Source organism: Pseudomonas gingeri, assembly GCF_013386165.1.
Classification (GTDB): domain Bacteria; phylum Pseudomonadota; class Gammaproteobacteria; order Pseudomonadales; family Pseudomonadaceae; genus Aquipseudomonas; species Aquipseudomonas gingeri_C.
Genome location: NZ_JACAOS010000015.1, coordinates 676,833 through 694,511 on the forward strand (window position 1 = coordinate 676,833; position 17,679 = coordinate 694,511).

Consider the following 17,679-nt stretch of genomic DNA (forward strand, 5'->3'; position numbering starts at 1 on the left):
TCGTCGCTATAATAGCGACCTTTATCGCCTCTCCCGAGATCATGATGCGCCGCTTGTTGTCCTGCCTGCTCCTCTGTCTACTGCCCCTGGCGCTGCAAGCCGCCGAGGCGCCACGGCCAAAAATCGGCCTGGTGCTGTCCGGCGGCGCCGCCCGTGGCCTGGCCCATATCGGCGTGCTCAAGGCCCTGGAAGAACAGGGCATCCGGATCGACGCCATCGCCGGCACCAGCATGGGCGCGGTGATCGGCGGGCTGTATGCCTCGGGTTACAAGATCGATGAACTGGAAAAACTCGCCCTGGGCATCGACTGGAGACAGGCGCTGTCCGACGCCCCGCCCCGGGAAGACATCCCGTTTCGGCGCAAACAGGACGACCGCGACTTCCTGGTCAAACAGCAGCTCAGTTTTCATGACGACGGCAGCCTGGGCCTTCCGCTGGGGGTGATCCAGGGCCAGAACCTGGCCATGTTGCTGGAAAGCATGCTCGCCCATGCCAGTGGCACCCGCGACTTCGACAAGCTGCCGATTCCGTTTCGGGCGGTCGCCACCGATATCGCCAACGGAGAAAAGGTCGTGTTCCGCCGCGGCCACCTGCCCCAGGTGGTCCGCGCCAGCATGTCGATCCCGGCGGTGTTCGCCCCGGTCGAACTGGACGGCCGCCTGCTGGTGGACGGCGGCATGACCGATAACATACCCCTGGATGTGGTGCGCGAGATGGGCGTCGACATCGCCATCGTGGTCGATATCGGCACCCCGCTGCGCTCACGCAAGCAACTGGCAACCGTGGTCGACGTCCTCAACCAGTCCATTACCCTGATGACCCGGCGCAACTCCGAAGAACAACTGGCCACGCTGCACCGCAACGACATCCTGATCCAGCCGGCACTGGCCAGTTACGGCAGTACCGACTTCGGCCGTGCCGAGGAGATCATCGACGCCGGCTATCGCGCCACGCGCATTCTCGACGCGCGCCTGGCCGCTCTGCGTCCACCGCCCAACCCCGACGCCGAACTGGTCGCCGCCCGTGCGCCCGAGCAGCGAACCCCGGTGATCAATGGGATCAAGATCGAGAACGACTCCAAGGTCAGCGAAGCGGTGATCCGCTATTACATCCGCCAGCCCCTCGGCGAGCCGCTGGACCTCGAGCGCTTGCGCATCGACATGGGCACCCTCTACGGCCTGGACTACTTCGAGCAGGTGCAATACCGGGTTGCACGCAAGGGTCAGGAACACACCCTGGTGATCAGTGCCCGGGGCAAGCGCAGCGGCACCGACTACCTGCGCCTGGGCTTGAACCTGTCGGACGACATGCGCGGGAACAGTGCCTTCAATATCGGCGCCAGCTATCGGGTCAACGGCATCAACAGCCTCGGCGGCGAGTGGCTGAGCCGGGCCCAGATCGGCGACCAGCAGGATCTCTACAGCGAGTTCTACCAACCGCTGGACACCGGCTCGCGCTACTTTGTCGCGCCCTATGTGAACCTGCAAACGCAGAACGTGGACGCGACCCTGGATAACGATCCAATTGCCCAATACCGCCTGGAACGTTACGGCTTTGGCTTGAACATCGGTCGACAGATTGCCAACAACGGCGAGATTCGCTTCGGTATCGGCGAAGCCTGGGGCAAGGCCGACGTGAAGATCGGCGATCGCAGCCTGCCAAGGGTGAGTTTCAGCGAAGGCTTCTACGCGCTCAAATACTCCTTCGACTCCCTGGATAACGTCTACTTCCCGCACACCGGCGAGAACATCAACCTGACCCTGCGCGAGTTCGACCCGAGCCTGGGCTCGACCCAACGCTACCGCCAGTGGGAATTCACCCTGGACAAGGCCCTGAGCCAGGGGCCGAACACCTGGATCCTCGGCGGACGTTACGGGCGCACCCTGGATGATGCCGAGGTGGTCACCTCAAGCTTCCTGCTCGGCGGCGCACGGCAGTTGTCGGGGTTTCGCCAGGACTCGATTGCCGGACAGAACATCAGCCTGATGCGCGCGGTCTATTATCGTCGGTTGACACCCAGGGCCTACTTGCCGCTGGATTTCCCGCTGTACCTGGGCGCCTCGCTGGAACGGGGCCGGGCCTGGAACAACGACGACTCATTCGACACCGGTTATATCAACGCCGCCAGTGTGTTCCTGGGGTTCGATACCCCCTTGGGGCCGTTGAACTTCAGCTATGGCATCAATGACGACAATCAGAAGGCGCTGTACCTGAATCTGGGCCAGACCTTCTGATGTTCGCAGGGCTAACCCGGATCAGCGAATACTGGCGAGCAAGGTGCGCGCCGTTTGCTTCAAGGGTTCATCGCCTTCCCGGAGCAGCTCGTGGAGCAGTTGGCTGGCATGGTCCAGGTCGCCGACATTGATGCAGGTTTGCGCCCGCTCAAGTTTGCTGGCCGAGACCTGCTCGCGCTCCAGGCTGTCGAAATCCACTTCCAGGGGTTCGATGTCCAGAGGCTCGGAATCACTCATGAAACCGTCAAGAAATGCGTCGTCCAGCGAGTCCCCATCCTCTGGCAGGCTCAACTCCACTTCGCCAACAGGCTCAACGTGCGGCTCAGGCTCAAGCTCGGAGAAATCGCTGAGGAACTGCTCGTCCGGCATCTCGAACACTTCCGGCAGCTCATTGAAACTGTGGGTGAAGATCGGCTCGGGCTCAGGCTCCAGCTCGACGGGCATGGAAGGTTCATCGGCAGTCTTGCTGCGGGCCTGAGGCGCATTGTCGAACGGGCTGACCAGATCCCAATCGGCATCCATGGACAGGTCATCGAGGTTGAGCTGGAATTCGTCTTCCAACGGTTCGTCCGCCGCAGGGGCAGTCGTCGCTGCCTCAACAGGCTCATTCCAGTGCGCCGCCAATACCGGGGCGGCGGCGGCCACGGCAGCGACCGCCGCCAAAGCCGCTACCGGAGGTACCGCGACCGGGGCTGAGGCAGGAACAGGAGCAACGACAGCAGTTTGCAACTTCGGATACTTGGCGCGCAGTTCCTGCAGGGCTGACTCACTGAACCCGGCGTCCAGCAGATGGCGTTCTTCTGTCGCGTAAGCCGCACTGTCGCCCTGCTGGGCCAGCACTTCAAGCAAACGCAGGCGCAAGTCGGTGCGCTCAGGCTCCTTGAGCATGGCCTCGTGGAGAATGCCCGCCGCCTCCTTGAAGCGGCCATAAGCGATATAGATGCTCACGCCCTCAAGGGCGTCAGGCACCTCACTGGACTGACGTGAAGCCGCCACCGGAGCGACCACCGGCTCGATCCGGGTTGGCGCGGTCGTTGCCGCCTTGGTCGGCTGGGCCGGCGTCACCACACGACTGACCATCGGCTCCGCAACCGGAGCCGCAGGCGGCACGACCTCCGGCGTCTGCTCAGCCTGCTGGCGCTTGCGCCGCAGGACAAAGGCCACGGCCAACAGCACGATCAGCAACAGCACCGCGACCCATAGCAGCCAGTTCGGACCATCGGACGTCTCGGCGACCGGTGTCGGCTGCACCACCGGCGCGGCCACCACGGCCGGCGCAGGAGCAACGGCTTTAGCCTTGAGCTCGGCGACTTGCGCCTGCAGCTCGACCGCCTGTTTCTGGCCGCTGGCAATCATCTCGTCCTGGGCCTTCAACCTGACCTGCAGATCATCGACAGTCTTCTGCAACTGCTGGTTTTCCAGGGCAGCCTTGGCCAGGTCCTCGGCGCTTTGCACGGTCTCGGCCAACGGCGCTGCCGCATTCGGTAGAGCCGCAGCGGTAGTGCCAGCGGCAGCAACTGGTGCTGCTGAAGTCGCTGAAGCGCCAGGGGCCGCAACCACGGCAACGTCCGGCAGCAACAGGCTCTGGCCAACCCGCAAGCGGTCGCTGCCTGGATTGAGGGCACGAATACCCTGGGACAGTTCATTGACCGACGCCTGACTGCCGGCTTCGCGCAGTCGTTTGGCAATGGTCCAGGGATTGTCACCCTTGACCACGATGTACTGTTTGCCTTGCAGGGCCGGCGGCGGTGGGATATTCGCCACCGGGGCCGGTTGTTCCAGGGCCGCGCTGCGGGCCGGCAGGCTGTAACCCGCTGGCAGGTTGCCCGGCGGATCGAGCAGCACGGTGTATTCGCGCAGCAAACGCCCGTTGGGCCGATTGACCTGCACCAGGAAATTCAGGAAAGGTTCACTGACCGGCTTGTTGCTCTGCACCTGGATAACACTGCTGTTACCCCGCAACACCGGGGTAAAACGCAGGTCATTGAGGAAAAACACCCGCTCGACGCCTGCCCGGGCGAACTCCTCGGGTGTCGCCAGGCTCACCGACAGTTCGCCGTCGGCCAGGTCGCCCGGCTCGATCAAGGCGATTTCTGCGTTCAGCGGCTGGTTGAGCGCCGAATGCAGGGTGATATCCCCCAGCCCCATGGCTGGAGCCAGGGCCGAATACAACAACCCGCCGGCCAGCACGGCCAACAGGCGAGCCCGGTTCAAGGAAGATTTTCCAATGGAGCACCGCAACGCGGACTGCAAACTCTCGAGCATGAGCATCCCTTAGCTGGCGTGACGACCCGCGCGCGGATCGGACACCGACACAATACACAGAACCAGTAACTCTTATAGTCTGCCGCCGGAAGATTCTCCAAGGTCGGCAGCCCAGGAATGCCTCAAGATTTTTCCAGATTGGCCAGAATCCGGCTGTGGACCCGCATGCAGATCCGCAGTTCTTCATCGTCGACACCAACGAACAGTTCATGGCGCAAGGCCGTGGCAATGGTTTCGATCTGTTCGATCAGGGGCCGTGCCGAGGGGCTCAGGACGATTTTCTTTGCGCGCCGGTCTTCCAGCACCGCCTGGCGCTGGACCAGGCCCTGGGTTTCCAGACTGTCGAGCAAACGGGCCAGGGTCGGCCCTTCTACACCGACACTCTGGGCCAGCTCACGCTGGGTCGGGGCTTCGGTAAAACGGGCCAGGTGCAGCAAGACCAGCCAGCGCGCCTGGGACAAGCCCAGGCCGGCCAGACGGCGATCCAGTTCCGCACGCCAGCCTCGCGACATGTGCGCCAACTGCATGCCAAAACGGTGTTCATCGGTCAACGGCATAAAACACTCAGGGTTAGACTTAAATAGACAAAACTAATTATTAGTCAGCTAAGCATGGTCGATGCGCAGAGGCAAGGCTTGCCCGGCGCTGAATCGTTACTTGTCGTGAATAGAACAGTGGCCGGGAACAATACCGACCTCACATTTCAAATTCGGCCTGCAAGGCGGCCCGTACGCAGTACAGAACCCCTTCCGGCACACGTCCGGCAAACAACTCGGCAATGGCGGTCACGGGGGGCAGTTCGCCTTCGCCGTCGAGGAAGGCATCCTGGATTTCCCCCAGCAGGTCTTCCGGCAGGTCCAGCGCCTGTTCCAGCGACAGTTGCTGACGACCGACGGCTTCGGCGAGCAAGGTGTAGACATTCTTCTCCGAGCACTGCAACTGCCCGGCGATCTGCAACGGGGTCATGCCGGCCCGGGCCAGGCTGATCAGTTCATGGCGGATATCGGCCACGGTTTTCGGGGTCTCGGCCTCGCCGCCCAGAACTTCGAGGAACGCCTCGCCGTAACGCTCCAGCTTGCGCGCGCCGATGCCGCTGACCTTGGCCATTTCCGCCAGGGAAGTCGGCTGGCTGCGGAGCATTTCCAGCAAGGTGGAGTCGGGAAAAATGACATACGGCGGCACGCCATGCTCCTGCGCCAGCTTGCGCCGCAGGGCGCGCAGGGCTTCCCACTGCTCGCGTTCCTCGCCACGCACCAGTTGGCTGGCGGGGCTGGCGGACACGCTCTTGGCGGTGGTTTGCGGCTTGAGGTCGCGGCGCAGCTCCAGGCTCACTTCGCCCTTGAGCAGGGGCCGGCAGCTGTCGCTCAGGCGCAGGCCGCCGTAGCCTTCCAGGTCGATATCGGCCAGCCCGCGGGCTACCAGTTGGCGGAACAGCGTGCGCCATTCACCTTCGGCCAGCGCCTTGCCGACGCCAAACACCGTCAGGTGCTGATGGCCGAAGCTGCGGACCTTGTCGTTTTCCTTGCCCAGCAGTACATCCACCAGGTGCCCGACGCCATAGCGCTGGCCGGTGCGGAAAATCGCCGACAGCGCCTGGCGTGCCGGTTCGGTGGCGTCCCAGGTCTGCACGCCATCGACGCAGTTGTCGCAGTGCCCGCAAGGTTGCGGCATGTCTTCATCGAAATAGGCCAACAGGGTCTGGCGGCGGCAGCGGGTTTCTTCGCACAGGGCCAGCATGGCATCGAGCTTGTGGTGCTCCAGGCGCTTGTGCCGCTCGTCACCCTCGGAGTTCTGCAGCATCTGCTTGAGCATCACCACGTCCTGCAAGCCATAAGCCATCCAGGCATCCGCCGGCAGGCCGTCGCGGCCGGCCCGACCGGTTTCCTGGTAGTAGGCTTCCAGGGACTTGGGCAGGTCGAGGTGGGCAACAAAACGCACGTTGGACTTGTCGATGCCCATGCCGAAAGCGATGGTCGCCACCATGATCAGGCCTTCCTCGTTGAGGAAGCGCTTCTGGTTGGCGGCGCGCACATCGCTGGCCAGCCCGGCGTGGTACGGCAGCGCCGGAAAACCCTGCTCGCAGAGCATCGCGGCGACTTCATCGACCTTCTTGCGCGACAGGCAGTAGACAATCCCGGCATCGCCGCGTCGTTGCGACAGGAACGCCAGCAACTGTTTGCGCGGCTGCTCCTTGGGCACGATGCGATAGAAGATATTCGGCCGGTCGAAGCTCGACAGGAAGCGCTCGGCATTCTGCAGGTGCAGGCGATTGACGATCTCTTCGCGGGTCCGCTTGTCGGCGGTGGCGGTCAGGGCGATACGTGGCACATGGGGGAACAGCTCGGCCAACTGACCGAGTTGCAGGTACTCGGGACGGAAGTCGTGGCCCCATTGCGACACGCAGTGGGCTTCGTCGATGGCGAACAGGGCAATCTCGAGGTTCTGCAGGAACGACAGCATCCGCGGCTGCACCAGGCGCTCGGGGGCCAGGTAGAGCATTTTCACCTCGCCGCGACGAATCCGCGCCGCCAAGTCGCGCTGCTGCTCGGCGCTCAGGGTCGAGTTCAACGCGGCGGCGGCCACCCCGAGCTCTTCGAGGGTCGCGACCTGATCGTCCATCAGCGCGATCAACGGCGAGACCACCACGGTCAGGCCCTCGCGCAACAATGCCGGGACCTGGAAACACAGGGACTTGCCGCCCCCGGTGGGCATCAGCACCAGGGCATCGCCGCCATTGGCCACGCGCTCAATAATGGCACCCTGGCGACCACGGAAGCTGTCGTAACCGAAGATGTCCTTGAGGACGCGTTGAGCCTGTTCGAGCATAACCACTCCAAAAATCATCGAAACGCTTGTTCAAAGGCTGGCTGAAGATGGGCCGTTTTCACGAAAAAATCCGTAAGCAGGCATTTCCCGAGCAACCCTGAGGGTCAGCAGCGCATCACAAAACGCGGCAGTATACCCGAGCGTCCGACGGCAATGGGCGGTGCCGGTCGGTTAAGGGAATTCAGTGCTTGCTGGCCTGAGGGCTCAAGAACGCCTAGAATTGCCTATCGTTTATTCCCAAGGTAGCCTTCAATGTCCTTCGCTGAGCAACTCACCCGCCTGCAAGCCTTCCTCGACGCCGACGAGCTGCACGAAGAAGCGCTGGACTATGTGGCCGCCCATGGCTACCTGACCGCGTTGTCGATCTGCGCCGAAATCGTCCCCGATCGGGAATGGATCGACGCCCTGTTTGCCGAGGAGCCGCACTACACCGACGCGGCCCAGCGCGAAGAGATCGAAGCCACGCTGATCCAGCTCAAGGCCCATATCGCCCGCCAACTGGCTGCCGATGAAGAATTCGAGCTGCCGTGCGACCTGGACCTGGGCGATGACCCGGACGACTCCGAACTGCGCGGCTGGTGCATCGGTTTCATGGAAGGGGTGTTCCTGCGCGAGGAAGCCTGGTTCGAAACCGCCGAAGACGAAGTCAGCGAAATGCTCCTGCCGATCATGGTCGGTTCCGGCCTGTTCGACGAACAACCGGAGTTCGCCGATATCGCCGCCGATGCCAACCTGATGGACGACATGATCGTACAAATCCCGGAAGCCCTGACCGCGCTGTACCTGCTGTGCAACGCCCCGGACGAAAAGCCGGCGATCCTCAAGCCACGTCATCACTGAGTCGGCTGATCGACTGATCTCAATCGCCCGGCACTGCCGGGCGTTTTTTTTCGTGGTTACGCAGGAAAGTCTCCTCCCCCATCGCCCGGATCTGCCCCTCGATCAACGCCTCGAATGGCCTCAGCAGCGCAGCGAATGAAACCGGTGCTTCAAGGGTTTCCAGCGCCTGGACAATCGCCTCCACCGTCGACAAGGCGCCCGGCTCCGGCGCCTTGCGCAATCGGTAGCGCGACACCGCGCCCGCCTCCAGCGTCACCCGTGGCAAGGCCGCCAGCAATGGATTGAGGTAGAGCATCTTGCGCGCCTTGCGCCAGGTGCCGTCGGGCACCACCAGCAACAGCGGCACATCGCCCGAGGCGGCCGCATACGCCTGCAAGGGTTGCGCATCGTCGGCCGGGAAGAGCAACTTTGCCTGGTAGCCGGGCTGTTGCAAGAGTTGCGGCAGGTCCTCGAAAACCTCACCCACCCGCAACTCGGCATTGATCAACCCCAGCGCCGCCAACCGGGCAGTGTTCAAGGCATGATTGACTTCGCTGGGGTGCTGCAACAGCAGCACCCGGGTGCGGCTGTCCAATTGTGGGATCAGTGCGCACAGGCAGTGGCTTTCGGGACGCAGGCAACGTTCACAGCGGGCTCTGGACATGGGAGAACTACCGATCAGGGCTGGTTGAGCTGCGCTTTGAGCAGGTCGCGGAAGGTCTGGATCAACGGCTCGCGACTACGGCCCCGACGCAGGATCATGGAGAACGGCGCCTGGTAACCGAAGGTCGCCGGCAACAGCACCCGCAGGTCACCCTTGTCGGCCCAGGGCTGGGCGTAGTGTTCCGGCAGGTAACCGATATAGGCGCCGGAGAGCACCAGGATCAGTTGCGCCTCCATACTTTCCACGGTCGCCGCACTGTGCTTGAAGCCATGGCGCGCCAGTTCGGCCTGGCTCCAGTAACCGCGCCCGACCATGCGTTGTTGGGTAATCACCTGCTCCGGGATGCGCCGTTCGTTGTACAGCGGATGCCGGTTACTGCAATACAGCCAGTGCTGTTCACGGTACAGCGGCTGGTAGACCAGCCCGCTCATGCGCGTGGAAAAAGCACCGATGGCGAGGTCCAGGCGATTGTCCTGCACACCGAGTTGCAATTCGTAAGGGCTCATCACCGACAGGTGCAGGTGCACCGCCGGGTGCTCCTGGCTGTAGGCGCCGATGGCTTCGGCCAGGGGCAACGCCGGCTCGCTGACCGTGGAATCGATCACACCCAGGTTCAGGGTGCCGCGCAATTCGCCCTTGAGGGCGGCGGCGTATTGCTCGAAGCCTTCGAGTTCACCCAGCAGGCGCAAGGTTTCCTGGTGGAACAGCTCGCCCTTGCTGGTCAGGCTGAAACCGCCACGGCCACGATGGCACAACACCAGGCCCAAGGACGCTTCAAGCTGGCTCATGTAGGTGCTGATGGCCGAGGTCGAAAGGTTGAGCTCCTGCTGGGCGTTGGCAAAACCCTGGTGCCGGACCACGCTGACGAAGATGCGCAATAGTTTGAGGTCGGGTAAAGCGTTGGCCATGGGAGTTCCTGGTGAAGGTCTGCATTGCCGGAAACAATTCTGTCCCATCAGTTTCCCATTAGTTTAGAAAAATCTGAACTAACTATTTGCCGTCAGCGATTCTTCCCGCCCGACGCCTTTCGCAGAATCGCCCCCTGATAACCAAAATAAATGATGAGGCTTACCCGTGGACAAGATTCTTCACCAACCACTGGGCGGTAACGAAATGCCGCGCTTCGGCGGTATCGCCACCATGATGCGCCTCCCGCACCTGCAATCGGCCGCCGGCCTCGACGCCGCGTTCATCGGCATCCCGCTGGACATCGGCACCTCGCTGCGCGCCGGGACCCGTTTCGGTCCGCGGGAGATCCGCGCCGAATCGGTGATGATCCGCCCGTACAACATGGCCACCGGTGCCGCACCCTTCGACTCGCTGTCGGTAGCCGACATTGGTGACGTGGCGATCAACACCTTCAACCTGCTGGACGCCGTGCGCATCATCGAAGAAGCCTACGACGCCATCCTCGAACACCCGGTCATCCCGCTGACCCTGGGCGGCGACCACACCATCACCCTGCCGATCCTGCGCGCCATCCACAAGAAGCACGGCAAGGTCGGCCTGGTACACATCGACGCCCACGCCGACGTCAACGATCACATGTTCGGCGAGAAAATCGCCCACGGCACCACCTTCCGCCGCGCCGTGGAAGAAGGCCTGCTGGACTGCGACCGCGTGGTACAGATCGGCCTGCGCGCCCAGGGCTATACCGCCGAAGACTTCAACTGGAGCCGCAAGCAGGGCTTCCGGGTGGTCCAGGCCGAAGAGTGCTGGCACAAATCCCTTGCCCCGCTGATGGCTGAAGTCCGCGAAAAAGTAGGCGACGGCCCGGTCTACCTGAGCTTCGATATCGACGGTATCGACCCGGCCTGGGCGCCCGGTACCGGCACCCCGGAAATCGGCGGCCTGACCACCATCCAGGCGATCGAGATCGTCCGTGGTTGCCAGGGCCTCGACCTGGTCGGCTGCGACCTGGTGGAAGTCTCGCCCCCTTACGACACCACCGGCAACACCTCGCTGCTGGGCGCCAACCTGCTGTACGAGATGCTCTGCGTACTGCCCGGCGTAGCCCACCGCTAAGGAGTCCCCATGAACGACCGTGACCAGGTACTCAAGGCCGCCGCCGATCTGGTGGCCGCCTTCGCCGCCAATGATCGCGAAGCCTACTTCGGCGCCTTCAGCGCCGATGCCAGCTTCGTTTTCTACACCCTCGAACACCCCCTGCTGTCACGCGATGCCTATCAGGCGTTGTGGGACAACTGGCGTGCGGAGGATGGCTTCGAGGTGCTCGCGTGCACCTCGAGCAACGCTTTCGTCAGCCTGCAGGGCAACGTGGCGATTTTCATCCATGACGTGGCCACCGAGCTGCGCATGCAAGGGGAGCTTCTCTTTAGCCAGGAGCGCGAAACCATTGTGTTTCGCAAACAACCGGAACAAGGCCTATGGCTGGCCTGCCACGAACATTTGTCAGCAACACCTCAAGGACTGCCCTCCCCTTAGCCAACGCAGGTAGCCCTCGCGGAAGACGAGGGCACCGCAGTGATCGGAGCGATCATGAATAAAAATAACAATGAAAAAAGCCTTAGCAGCATCGAAACCAACGGGGTCGAACAGATCCCCGACCACGAACGCGACGCCCGACCCAGCGACCTGTTTCGCCTGATCTTCGGCGGCGCCAATACCTTTGCCACCGCCGTGCTCGGCAGTTTCCCGGTGTTGTTCGGCCTGTCCTTCCAGGCCGGCGTCTGGGCGATCGTCCTGGGCGTGGTGCTCGGCGCGCTGATCCTGGCGCCCATGGGCCTGTTCGGTCCGATCAACGGCACCAACAACGCCGTCTCCTCTGGGGCGCATTTCGGTGTGCACGGACGGATCGTCGGATCTTTCCTGTCGCTGTTGACCGCCATCGCGTTCTTCTCGCTCTCGGTGTGGAGTTCCGGGGATGCGCTGATCGGCGGTGCCAAGCGCCTGATCGGCGTGCCGGAAACCGACCTGACCCTGGGCCTGGCCTATGGCCTGTTCGCGATCCTGGTACTGACGGTGTGCATCTACGGCTTCCGCTTCATGCTGTGGGTCAACCGCATCGCCGTGTGGGCCGCCAGCCTGCTGTTCCTGCTGGGGATCTTCGCTTTTGCGCCGGCCTTCGACAGCCATTTCGCCGGGACCGTTGCGATGGGCCAGGCCGGTTTCTGGGCCGCCTTCATCGGCGCCGCGCTGGTGGCCATGAGCAACCCGATCTCCTTCGGTGCGTTCCTCGGTGACTGGTCACGCTATATCCCCCGGGAAACCTCGAAAACGCGAATCATGCTGGCGGTCATTGCCGCGCAGATCGCCACCTTGATCCCCTTTCTGTTCGGCCTTGCCACCGCGACCATCGTGGCCATCAAGGCACCGGACTACATCACCGCGAACAACTACGTCGGTGGCCTGCTAGCCGTCTCGCCGACCTGGTTCTTCCTGCCGGTGTGCCTGATCGCGGTGATCGGCGGCATGTCCACCGGCACCACCTCGCTGTATGGCACCGGGCTGGACATGTCCAGCGTGTTCCCGCGATTGCTCTCGCGGGTCAAGGCGACCCTGCTGATCGGCGTGATGTCGATTGCCTTCATCTTCATCGGACGCTTCGCGGCGAACCTGGTGCAGAGCGTGTCGACCTTCGCCGTGCTGATCATCACCTGCACCACCCCGTGGATGGTGATCATGATCATCGGTCTGCTGGTGCGCCGCGGCTACTACTGCCCGGATGACCTGCAAGTCTTCACCCGCGGTGAAACCGGCGGTCGCTACTGGTTCAGCCACGGCTGGAACTGGCGCGGCCTGGGCGCCTGGATCCCCAGCGCGCTGGTGGGCCTGTGCTTCGTCAACCTGCCGGGGCAGTTCGTCGGCCCCCTGGGCAACCTGGCCGATGGCATCGACATCAGCCTGCCGATCACCCTCGGCCTGGCGGCGCTGATGTACCTGGCCCTGCTCAGTCTGTTCCCGGAAACGGCGCAGGTGTATGGACCGCAGGATGCGCGCAGCCAGGATGGCAAAACACTGAAGCCTGGAATGCGTCAGGCGGCCTGAGTCCCAGGCCTGTGTTGGAACGCTTATTGTGGGAGCCGGCTTGCCGGCGATAGCGATACGGAACTCACCGCCGCCGTCGCTGGCAAGCCAGCTCCCACAGAATCCAATGCGCCCACGCCCCCCTTTTGCTTCACCATAAAAAAGATAATCGGAGACACGCCGTCATGGCTTTGGATTTATTGGTTGTACTCATTTATGCCGCAGGCATGCTCGTGCTCGGTTACTACGGCATGCGCAAGGCCAAGACCCACGAAGACTACCTGGTGGCCGGGCGCAACCTGGGCCCGACGCTGTACATGGGCACCATGGCCGCCACGGTACTCGGCGGCGCATCCACGGTCGGCACCGTACGCCTGGGTTATGTCCACGGGATTTCCGGGTTCTGGCTCTGTGCGGCCCTGGGCTTTGGCATCATCGCGCTGAACCTGTTTCTCGCCAAACCGCTGCTGAAGCTGAAGATCTTCACCGTGACCCAGGTCCTGGAGAAGCGCTACAACCCCATGGCCCGCCAGGCCAGCGCAGTGATCATGCTGGCCTACGCACTGATGATCGGCGTGACCTCGATCCTCGCCATCGGCACCGTGCTGCAAGTGCTGTTCAACCTGCCGTTCTGGCTCTCGGTACTGCTGGGCGGCGGCGTGGTGGTGGTCTACTCGACCATCGGCGGCATGTGGTCGCTGACCCTGACCGATATCGTCCAGTTCATCATCAAGACCGTGGGCCTGATGTTCATCCTGTTGCCGATCTGCCTCTACCGCGTCGGCGGCTGGGATCAACTGGTGAGCAAGCTGCCGGCGAGCAGCTTCAGCTTCACCACCATCGGTTGGGACACCATCATCACCTACTTCCTGATCTACTTCTTCGGCATCCTGATTGGCCAGGACATCTGGCAACGGGTATTCACCGCCAAGGATGAGAAAGTCGCCAAGTATGCCGGCAGCGTCGCCGGGGTTTACTGCATCGCCTACGGCCTGGCCTGTGCCCTGATCGGCATGGCCGCCCATGTGCTGATTCCGGACCTGGCCAACGTCAACAACGCCTTCGCCGCCATCGTCAAACAGTCGCTGCCCGATGGTATTCGTGGCCTGGTGATCGCCGCGGCCCTGGCGGCCATGATGTCCACCGCCAGCGCCGGCCTGCTCGCCGCCTCCACAGTGCTGACCGAAGACCTGCTGCCGAAACTGCGCGGCGGCAAGCAGTCGAGCCTGGGGATCAACCGCCTGTTCACCTGCCTGACCGGGATCGTCGTACTGGGGATTGCCCTGGTGGTCAGCGACGTGATCAGCGCCCTGACCCTGGCCTATAACCTGCTGGTGGGCGGCATGTTGATTCCGCTGATCGGCGCGATCTTCTGGAAACGCGCCACCACCAGCGGCGCCATTACCAGCATGGCCCTGGGCTTTATCACCGCCCTGGTGTTCATGATCAAGGACGGCCTGGACGCCAATACCCCGATCTACTACAGCCTGGCCATCGGTCTGATCAGCTTCGTCGTGGTCAGCCTGCTGTCCCCACGCCCGGCCAGTGTCGCCAGCGCCATCTGATACCGCGGTTACTTCAACGGGTGCGACGTCGGTTGTCGCACCCGTTTTTTTTGCCTGCCGCCTCCCCCCATTGACCGCCCTGTAAGCGTCCAGAGGGATGAACGGTCAAGTCCCGCGCAAAACTTGTGCTGTACTGGCCTATAGCGACTGCCTTTTTGATTAACCGGAAGGCACAAGGATCGCTGGTGTCGAAGTTTGACCACTATCGCAATGCCCGAGGAAAGGGCCAAACAATAAGAATCTTTCCGCGAGGCGTTTATGAACAGGCTCGAAATTCATCAGCAGATCTGCCATTCCATTGAGGAGCAGCTATCACTGAAATGGCTGCAGGATCCCTCCAAGGCAACGGAAGATGCCTACTCTCTCGACCTCATCGAATTGTTCCATAACCTCGAATGCCTGTTCGATGTGCGACTGGATCTGAACCGTGACCTGAGGGGCATCACCACCCTTGGCGATCTCAGTCGGTTTATCTACGAGAAAACCCGCCCCAGCGAGTTCACGCTGCTCGGCACAGTCCCCCCGCCCTTACCGCAAAGGCAACAAAGGAGCCCGGACGCATGAGCAGAGTCGATATTCGCAAGAGGGTGCATCACTTCATCAGCCAACGGCTCGAGGACCATCCACAGTTCGAGGACAATCAGACCTTGCAGGCACTCGGATTGGATAAACAGGACATCGAGGACCTGATGTTCCGTCTGGAAGATGAATTTGAGCTGACGGCATTCACCGAAGAAGAAGACCGCTTGCTCAAGGAAGCGGTCACAGTCAACGACTTGAGTCGTTTCCTGCAGAAAATCGCCAGGCACTGACCCTCGTCAGCACGGTCCTACGAACGACGCAGAATCGTGCTGCTCGCCCGTAGGCTCTTACCGACGCGGCTGGCGGCGACGGCGATCATCGTCGGTACGAATAGGTACCGGTTGCAGTGGCGGTTCGATCAGGCCAAGGGCAACACCGAGGTCATGGAGCCAGGTTTGCAGTTTGTCTTTCATATAGCCCCCTTCAGGGTAATGCGAGCGACGGAGTTCTGTAGCCGCTTCACACAGATCATAGCCCTAAGTCCTACGCAATGCTGTCCCTTGCAGCAGGATCTTTGATTTAAATCATGGCAAAACGCTTCAAGCCGACGCGCGGAGCCCTTCGGCGCTGCTCTGCACCGCTGGCAAAGCACTTTTCTGCAGCTCGATCCAGGCCGCCAGGTTGGCACCGACCATGCCCTTGCGCCACATCAGCCAGGTGGTGGCGCTGGCAAAAGGCTCCACCAGCCGATGCACCGACACGCTTTCACGCCCTGGCAGGCTGGCCAGCATCGACTCGGACATCAACGCCACGCCGGAGCCGGCGGTGACACAGGCGAGCATCCCGGGGTAGGACTCGATCTCGATGGCCCGGCCCATGGTCGCATGATAGTGACCGAACCAGGCCTCCAGGCGCAGGCGGTAGGCACAGCCGCGACGAAAGGTGAACACCGGCTGCCCCTGCACCTCAAGGGCACTGCGCACCGGCGGGTGATCGGCCGGACAAATCAGCACCAGGGTTTCATCGCAAAACGCGATGCCGTCGAGCCCGGCCAGTTGCAGCGGGCCATCCACCAGGGCCGCATCCAGGCGCCCAGCAACCAGACCTTCGAGCAATTCGCCGCTGGGCGCGGACTGCACCTGCAGGTTCACCTCGGGATAAGTGCGGTGATAACGCGCCAGCATCGACGGCAAGTAAATCGCTGCGGTGCTGTACATGGTGCCCAGTACGAAGTCCCCCGCCGGTTGCCCGCCGCGCACAGCGGCCTGGGCCTCGTCATGCAGCGCGAACAGCCGGTTCGAGTAATCGAGCAGGACCTTGCCGGCCGGAGACAGTTGCAGGCGCTGGCGCTCACGCAGGAACAGCTCGACGCCGAGTTGCTCCTCAAGCTGCTTTATCCGCGTGGACAGGTTCGACGGCACCCGGTGCAGACGTTCGGCGGCGCGGGTGATCGAGGCCTCCTCGGCCACGGCCTGGAAGATCCGTAATTGGCTGAACTCCATGATCGTCTCCAAAACTGAACAAGTTACTCACTATTATTCATTTTTAAAGAAAGTCAATCGATCCTAGCCTGACGGTCATCGTCCTCTGCCAGGAAATGACACCATGTCACCGCTGATTCGTTTAACCGCGTGTTTCATCGCCTTGATGCTGGCCATGGGGGTGGGCCGTTTTTCCCTGACCCCGCAACTGCCGCACCTGATCAGCGAAGGCCAGATCGACCTGACCGCCGGCGGCCTGATCGCCGCCGCCAATTACCTGGGCTACCTGCTGGGCGCAGTAGATGCCATATTTGCCCGGCGCGCGCACCACATCCGCCTGCGCCTGCTGGCCGGCCTGTGGTTATGCGTGCTGCTCACCCTGGCGTCGTTCTGGGCCCATGGATTCTGGTCACATTGGCTGCTGCGCTTCGGCCTCGGGGTCGCGAGTGCCTGGGTCGTGGTCATGATCACCAGCCTGAGCCTGCCGCTGGCCCACGCCGCCGGCCGCCCGCGCCTGGGTGCCTGGGTGTTTGCCGGCCCCGGCCTGGGCATCGTACTCACCGGCCTGCTGGCGCTGGGCTCGAACCTGCTGGGACAGAACTCGTCGACCCTGTGGTTGGTGTACGCCGGCGTCGGCCTGCTGATGTTGCTGCTGATCCTGCCCTTCCTGCCGCTGCCGAATGCCACGGCCGCCGCCGCAGCGACTTCCGTGGCCAAGGACAGCGATCAGCAGCCCATCGGTCATCTGGGTCTGATCTATGCCCTTTATGGCCTGGGCTACATCATCCCGGCGACCTTTCTCTCGCAGATGGCCAACGCGCGCTTCCACGGTCAATGGCAGGCCGATTTGTTCTGGCCCGGCTTCGGCCTGGTCGCGGCCCTTGGCGTGGTAATGGTGAGCCTGCGTCGCGCCACGCCCGACAACACCCGTCGCTGGTTGATGGCGACGCTCTGGCTACAGGCCGCAGGGGTTTTCGCCTGCCTGTTGTCGAGCGGTCCGGGGCTGGTACTGGGGGTGATTCTCTGCGGTACGCCGTTCCTGGCCTGCATGCAGCTGGTCATGCAGCGTTCGCGGGAACTGGCGCCCCACGCAACCCATCGTAATGCCGGGCTGTTGACCGCCTGCTTCGCCATCGGCCAACTCTGCGGACCATTGCTCGCGGCGCTGAGCAGTCACTTCAGCGGTGGCCTGCAACCGGCCTTGATCGTGGCGGGCAGTGGCCTGGTGTTGGCCGGGTTGGTGTTGCTGAAACCCGGGATGGCCTCGGTCCCGCGGACGGCCCAGGTTCAACGCTGATCAACAACGCTGACAGGCA

General features: G+C 62.7%; 16 protein-coding genes. 9 read left to right on the plus strand and 7 right to left on the minus strand.

All coding sequences use genetic code 11. The annotated features are described in order from the left end of the window. Positions 1–44 precede the first annotated feature (44 nt). On the plus strand, positions 45–2,234 hold the full coding sequence (locus HX866_RS15745) for a patatin-like phospholipase family protein (RefSeq protein ID WP_177140078.1): 2,190 nt from the start codon (positions 45–47) through the stop codon (positions 2,232–2,234). A gap of 21 nt (positions 2,235–2,255) precedes the next feature. Here HX866_RS15745 and HX866_RS15750 read toward each other — a convergent pair whose 3' ends face one another. The 3 genes from HX866_RS15750 to recQ form a co-directional block, all read right to left on the minus strand. Then, positions 2,256–4,499 carry a FimV/HubP family polar landmark protein gene (locus HX866_RS15750; RefSeq protein WP_177140079.1) on the minus strand — a complete coding sequence of 748 codons (2,244 nt, stop codon included), beginning with the start codon at positions 4,497–4,499 and terminating at the stop codon, positions 2,256–2,258. Positions 4,500–4,621: 122 nt separating this feature from the next. Next, positions 4,622–5,056: a MarR family transcriptional regulator gene (locus HX866_RS15755; protein WP_103496492.1), complete on the minus strand. Its 435-nt coding sequence runs from the start codon at positions 5,054–5,056 to the stop codon at positions 4,622–4,624. 139 nt (positions 5,057–5,195) lie between these two features. Further along, positions 5,196–7,325 (minus strand): DNA helicase RecQ, encoded by a 2,130-nt coding sequence (gene recQ, locus HX866_RS15760; RefSeq protein ID WP_177092635.1) that lies wholly within the window; start codon positions 7,323–7,325, stop codon positions 5,196–5,198. Between the two features lie 252 nt (positions 7,326–7,577). Between recQ and HX866_RS15765 the strand changes: the two genes are divergently transcribed. Next, on the plus strand, positions 7,578–8,165 hold the full coding sequence (locus tag HX866_RS15765; protein WP_177092636.1) for a UPF0149 family protein: 588 nt from the start codon (positions 7,578–7,580) through the stop codon (positions 8,163–8,165). A 19-nt stretch (positions 8,166–8,184) separates the two neighbouring features. Here the strand turns inward: HX866_RS15765 and HX866_RS15770 are convergent, their stop codons facing one another. Both HX866_RS15770 and HX866_RS15775 read right to left on the minus strand, forming a co-directional pair. Further along, positions 8,185–8,808 carry a tRNA-uridine aminocarboxypropyltransferase gene (locus tag HX866_RS15770; protein WP_177124932.1) on the minus strand — a complete coding sequence of 208 codons (624 nt, stop codon included), beginning with the start codon at positions 8,806–8,808 and terminating at the stop codon, positions 8,185–8,187. A 14-nt stretch (positions 8,809–8,822) separates the two neighbouring features. Further along, complete coding sequence (locus HX866_RS15775) at positions 8,823–9,716, minus strand: LysR family transcriptional regulator (protein WP_040065200.1); 894 nt, start codon at positions 9,714–9,716, stop codon at positions 8,823–8,825. 166 nt (positions 9,717–9,882) lie between these two features. Here HX866_RS15775 and speB point away from each other — a divergent pair, with 166 nt between their 5' ends. The 6 genes from speB to HX866_RS15805 all read left to right on the plus strand — a co-directional run bounded on the left by speB (position 9,883) and on the right by HX866_RS15805 (position 15,172). Then, on the plus strand, positions 9,883–10,833 hold the full coding sequence (gene speB, locus HX866_RS15780) for an agmatinase (RefSeq protein ID WP_177092638.1): 951 nt from the start codon (positions 9,883–9,885) through the stop codon (positions 10,831–10,833). A 9-nt stretch (positions 10,834–10,842) separates the two neighbouring features. Then, positions 10,843–11,253: a YybH family protein gene (locus tag HX866_RS15785; RefSeq protein ID WP_177092639.1), complete on the plus strand. Its 411-nt coding sequence runs from the start codon at positions 10,843–10,845 to the stop codon at positions 11,251–11,253. 54 nt (positions 11,254–11,307) lie between these two features. After that, the gene (locus HX866_RS15790; RefSeq protein ID WP_177124931.1) at positions 11,308–12,816 is read left to right on the plus strand and encodes a purine-cytosine permease family protein; all 1,509 of its coding nucleotides are present in this window, start codon (positions 11,308–11,310) and stop codon (positions 12,814–12,816) included. 164 nt (positions 12,817–12,980) lie between these two features. Then, positions 12,981–14,360: a sodium:solute symporter gene (locus tag HX866_RS15795; RefSeq protein ID WP_177124930.1), complete on the plus strand. Its 1,380-nt coding sequence runs from the start codon at positions 12,981–12,983 to the stop codon at positions 14,358–14,360. Positions 14,361–14,618: 258 nt separating this feature from the next. After that, the gene (locus HX866_RS15800; protein ID WP_177092642.1) at positions 14,619–14,924 is read left to right on the plus strand and encodes an acyl carrier protein; all 306 of its coding nucleotides are present in this window, start codon (positions 14,619–14,621) and stop codon (positions 14,922–14,924) included. Further along, positions 14,921–15,172: an acyl carrier protein gene (locus HX866_RS15805; RefSeq protein WP_177124929.1), complete on the plus strand. Its 252-nt coding sequence runs from the start codon at positions 14,921–14,923 to the stop codon at positions 15,170–15,172. Before HX866_RS15800 ends, HX866_RS15805 begins: the two co-directional genes overlap by 4 nt. Positions 15,173–15,229: 57 nt before the next feature. On the opposite strand, the gene HX866_RS34375 is transcribed toward HX866_RS15805, so the two are convergent. Together HX866_RS34375 and ptrR are read right to left on the minus strand one after the other, a co-directional pair. Further along, complete coding sequence (locus tag HX866_RS34375; RefSeq protein ID WP_017903325.1) at positions 15,230–15,355, minus strand: PA1414 family protein; 126 nt, start codon at positions 15,353–15,355, stop codon at positions 15,230–15,232. A 126-nt stretch (positions 15,356–15,481) separates the two neighbouring features. Then, positions 15,482–16,384, minus strand: coding sequence for a putrescine utilization regulator PtrR (ptrR, locus tag HX866_RS15810; RefSeq protein WP_177092644.1), 903 nt, complete (start codon positions 16,382–16,384; stop codon positions 15,482–15,484). 103 nt (positions 16,385–16,487) lie between these two features. On the opposite strand from ptrR, the gene HX866_RS15815 reads away from it, so the two are divergent. Then, positions 16,488–17,660 (plus strand): MFS transporter, encoded by a 1,173-nt coding sequence (locus tag HX866_RS15815; protein ID WP_177140080.1) that lies wholly within the window; start codon positions 16,488–16,490, stop codon positions 17,658–17,660. Positions 17,661–17,679: the final 19 nt, after the last annotated feature.

What these genes read in the sequence shown, in the direction of transcription:
- HX866_RS15745 (WP_177140078.1), top strand. Translation starts at nt 45, where the DNA reads ATGCGCCGCTTGTTGTCCTGCCTGCTCCTCTGTCTACTGCCCCTGGCG.
- HX866_RS15750 (WP_177140079.1), bottom strand. Translation starts at nt 4,499, where the DNA reads ATGCTCGAGAGTTTGCAGTCCGCGTTGCGGTGCTCCATTGGAAAATCT.
- HX866_RS15755 (WP_103496492.1), bottom strand. Translation starts at nt 5,056, where the DNA reads ATGCCGTTGACCGATGAACACCGTTTTGGCATGCAGTTGGCGCACATG.
- recQ (WP_177092635.1), bottom strand. Translation starts at nt 7,325, where the DNA reads ATGCTCGAACAGGCTCAACGCGTCCTCAAGGACATCTTCGGTTACGAC.
- HX866_RS15765 (WP_177092636.1), top strand. Translation starts at nt 7,578, where the DNA reads ATGTCCTTCGCTGAGCAACTCACCCGCCTGCAAGCCTTCCTCGACGCC.
- HX866_RS15770 (WP_177124932.1), bottom strand. Translation starts at nt 8,808, where the DNA reads ATGTCCAGAGCCCGCTGTGAACGTTGCCTGCGTCCCGAAAGCCACTGC.
- HX866_RS15775 (WP_040065200.1), bottom strand. Translation starts at nt 9,716, where the DNA reads ATGGCCAACGCTTTACCCGACCTCAAACTATTGCGCATCTTCGTCAGC.
- HX866_RS15785 (WP_177092639.1), top strand. Translation starts at nt 10,843, where the DNA reads ATGAACGACCGTGACCAGGTACTCAAGGCCGCCGCCGATCTGGTGGCC.
- HX866_RS15790 (WP_177124931.1), top strand. Translation starts at nt 11,308, where the DNA reads ATGAATAAAAATAACAATGAAAAAAGCCTTAGCAGCATCGAAACCAAC.
- HX866_RS15795 (WP_177124930.1), top strand. Translation starts at nt 12,981, where the DNA reads ATGGCTTTGGATTTATTGGTTGTACTCATTTATGCCGCAGGCATGCTC.
- HX866_RS15800 (WP_177092642.1), top strand. Translation starts at nt 14,619, where the DNA reads ATGAACAGGCTCGAAATTCATCAGCAGATCTGCCATTCCATTGAGGAG.
- HX866_RS15805 (WP_177124929.1), top strand. Translation starts at nt 14,921, where the DNA reads ATGAGCAGAGTCGATATTCGCAAGAGGGTGCATCACTTCATCAGCCAA.
- HX866_RS34375 (WP_017903325.1), bottom strand. Translation starts at nt 15,355, where the DNA reads ATGAAAGACAAACTGCAAACCTGGCTCCATGACCTCGGTGTTGCCCTT.
- ptrR (WP_177092644.1), bottom strand. Translation starts at nt 16,384, where the DNA reads ATGGAGTTCAGCCAATTACGGATCTTCCAGGCCGTGGCCGAGGAGGCC.
- HX866_RS15815 (WP_177140080.1), top strand. Translation starts at nt 16,488, where the DNA reads ATGTCACCGCTGATTCGTTTAACCGCGTGTTTCATCGCCTTGATGCTG.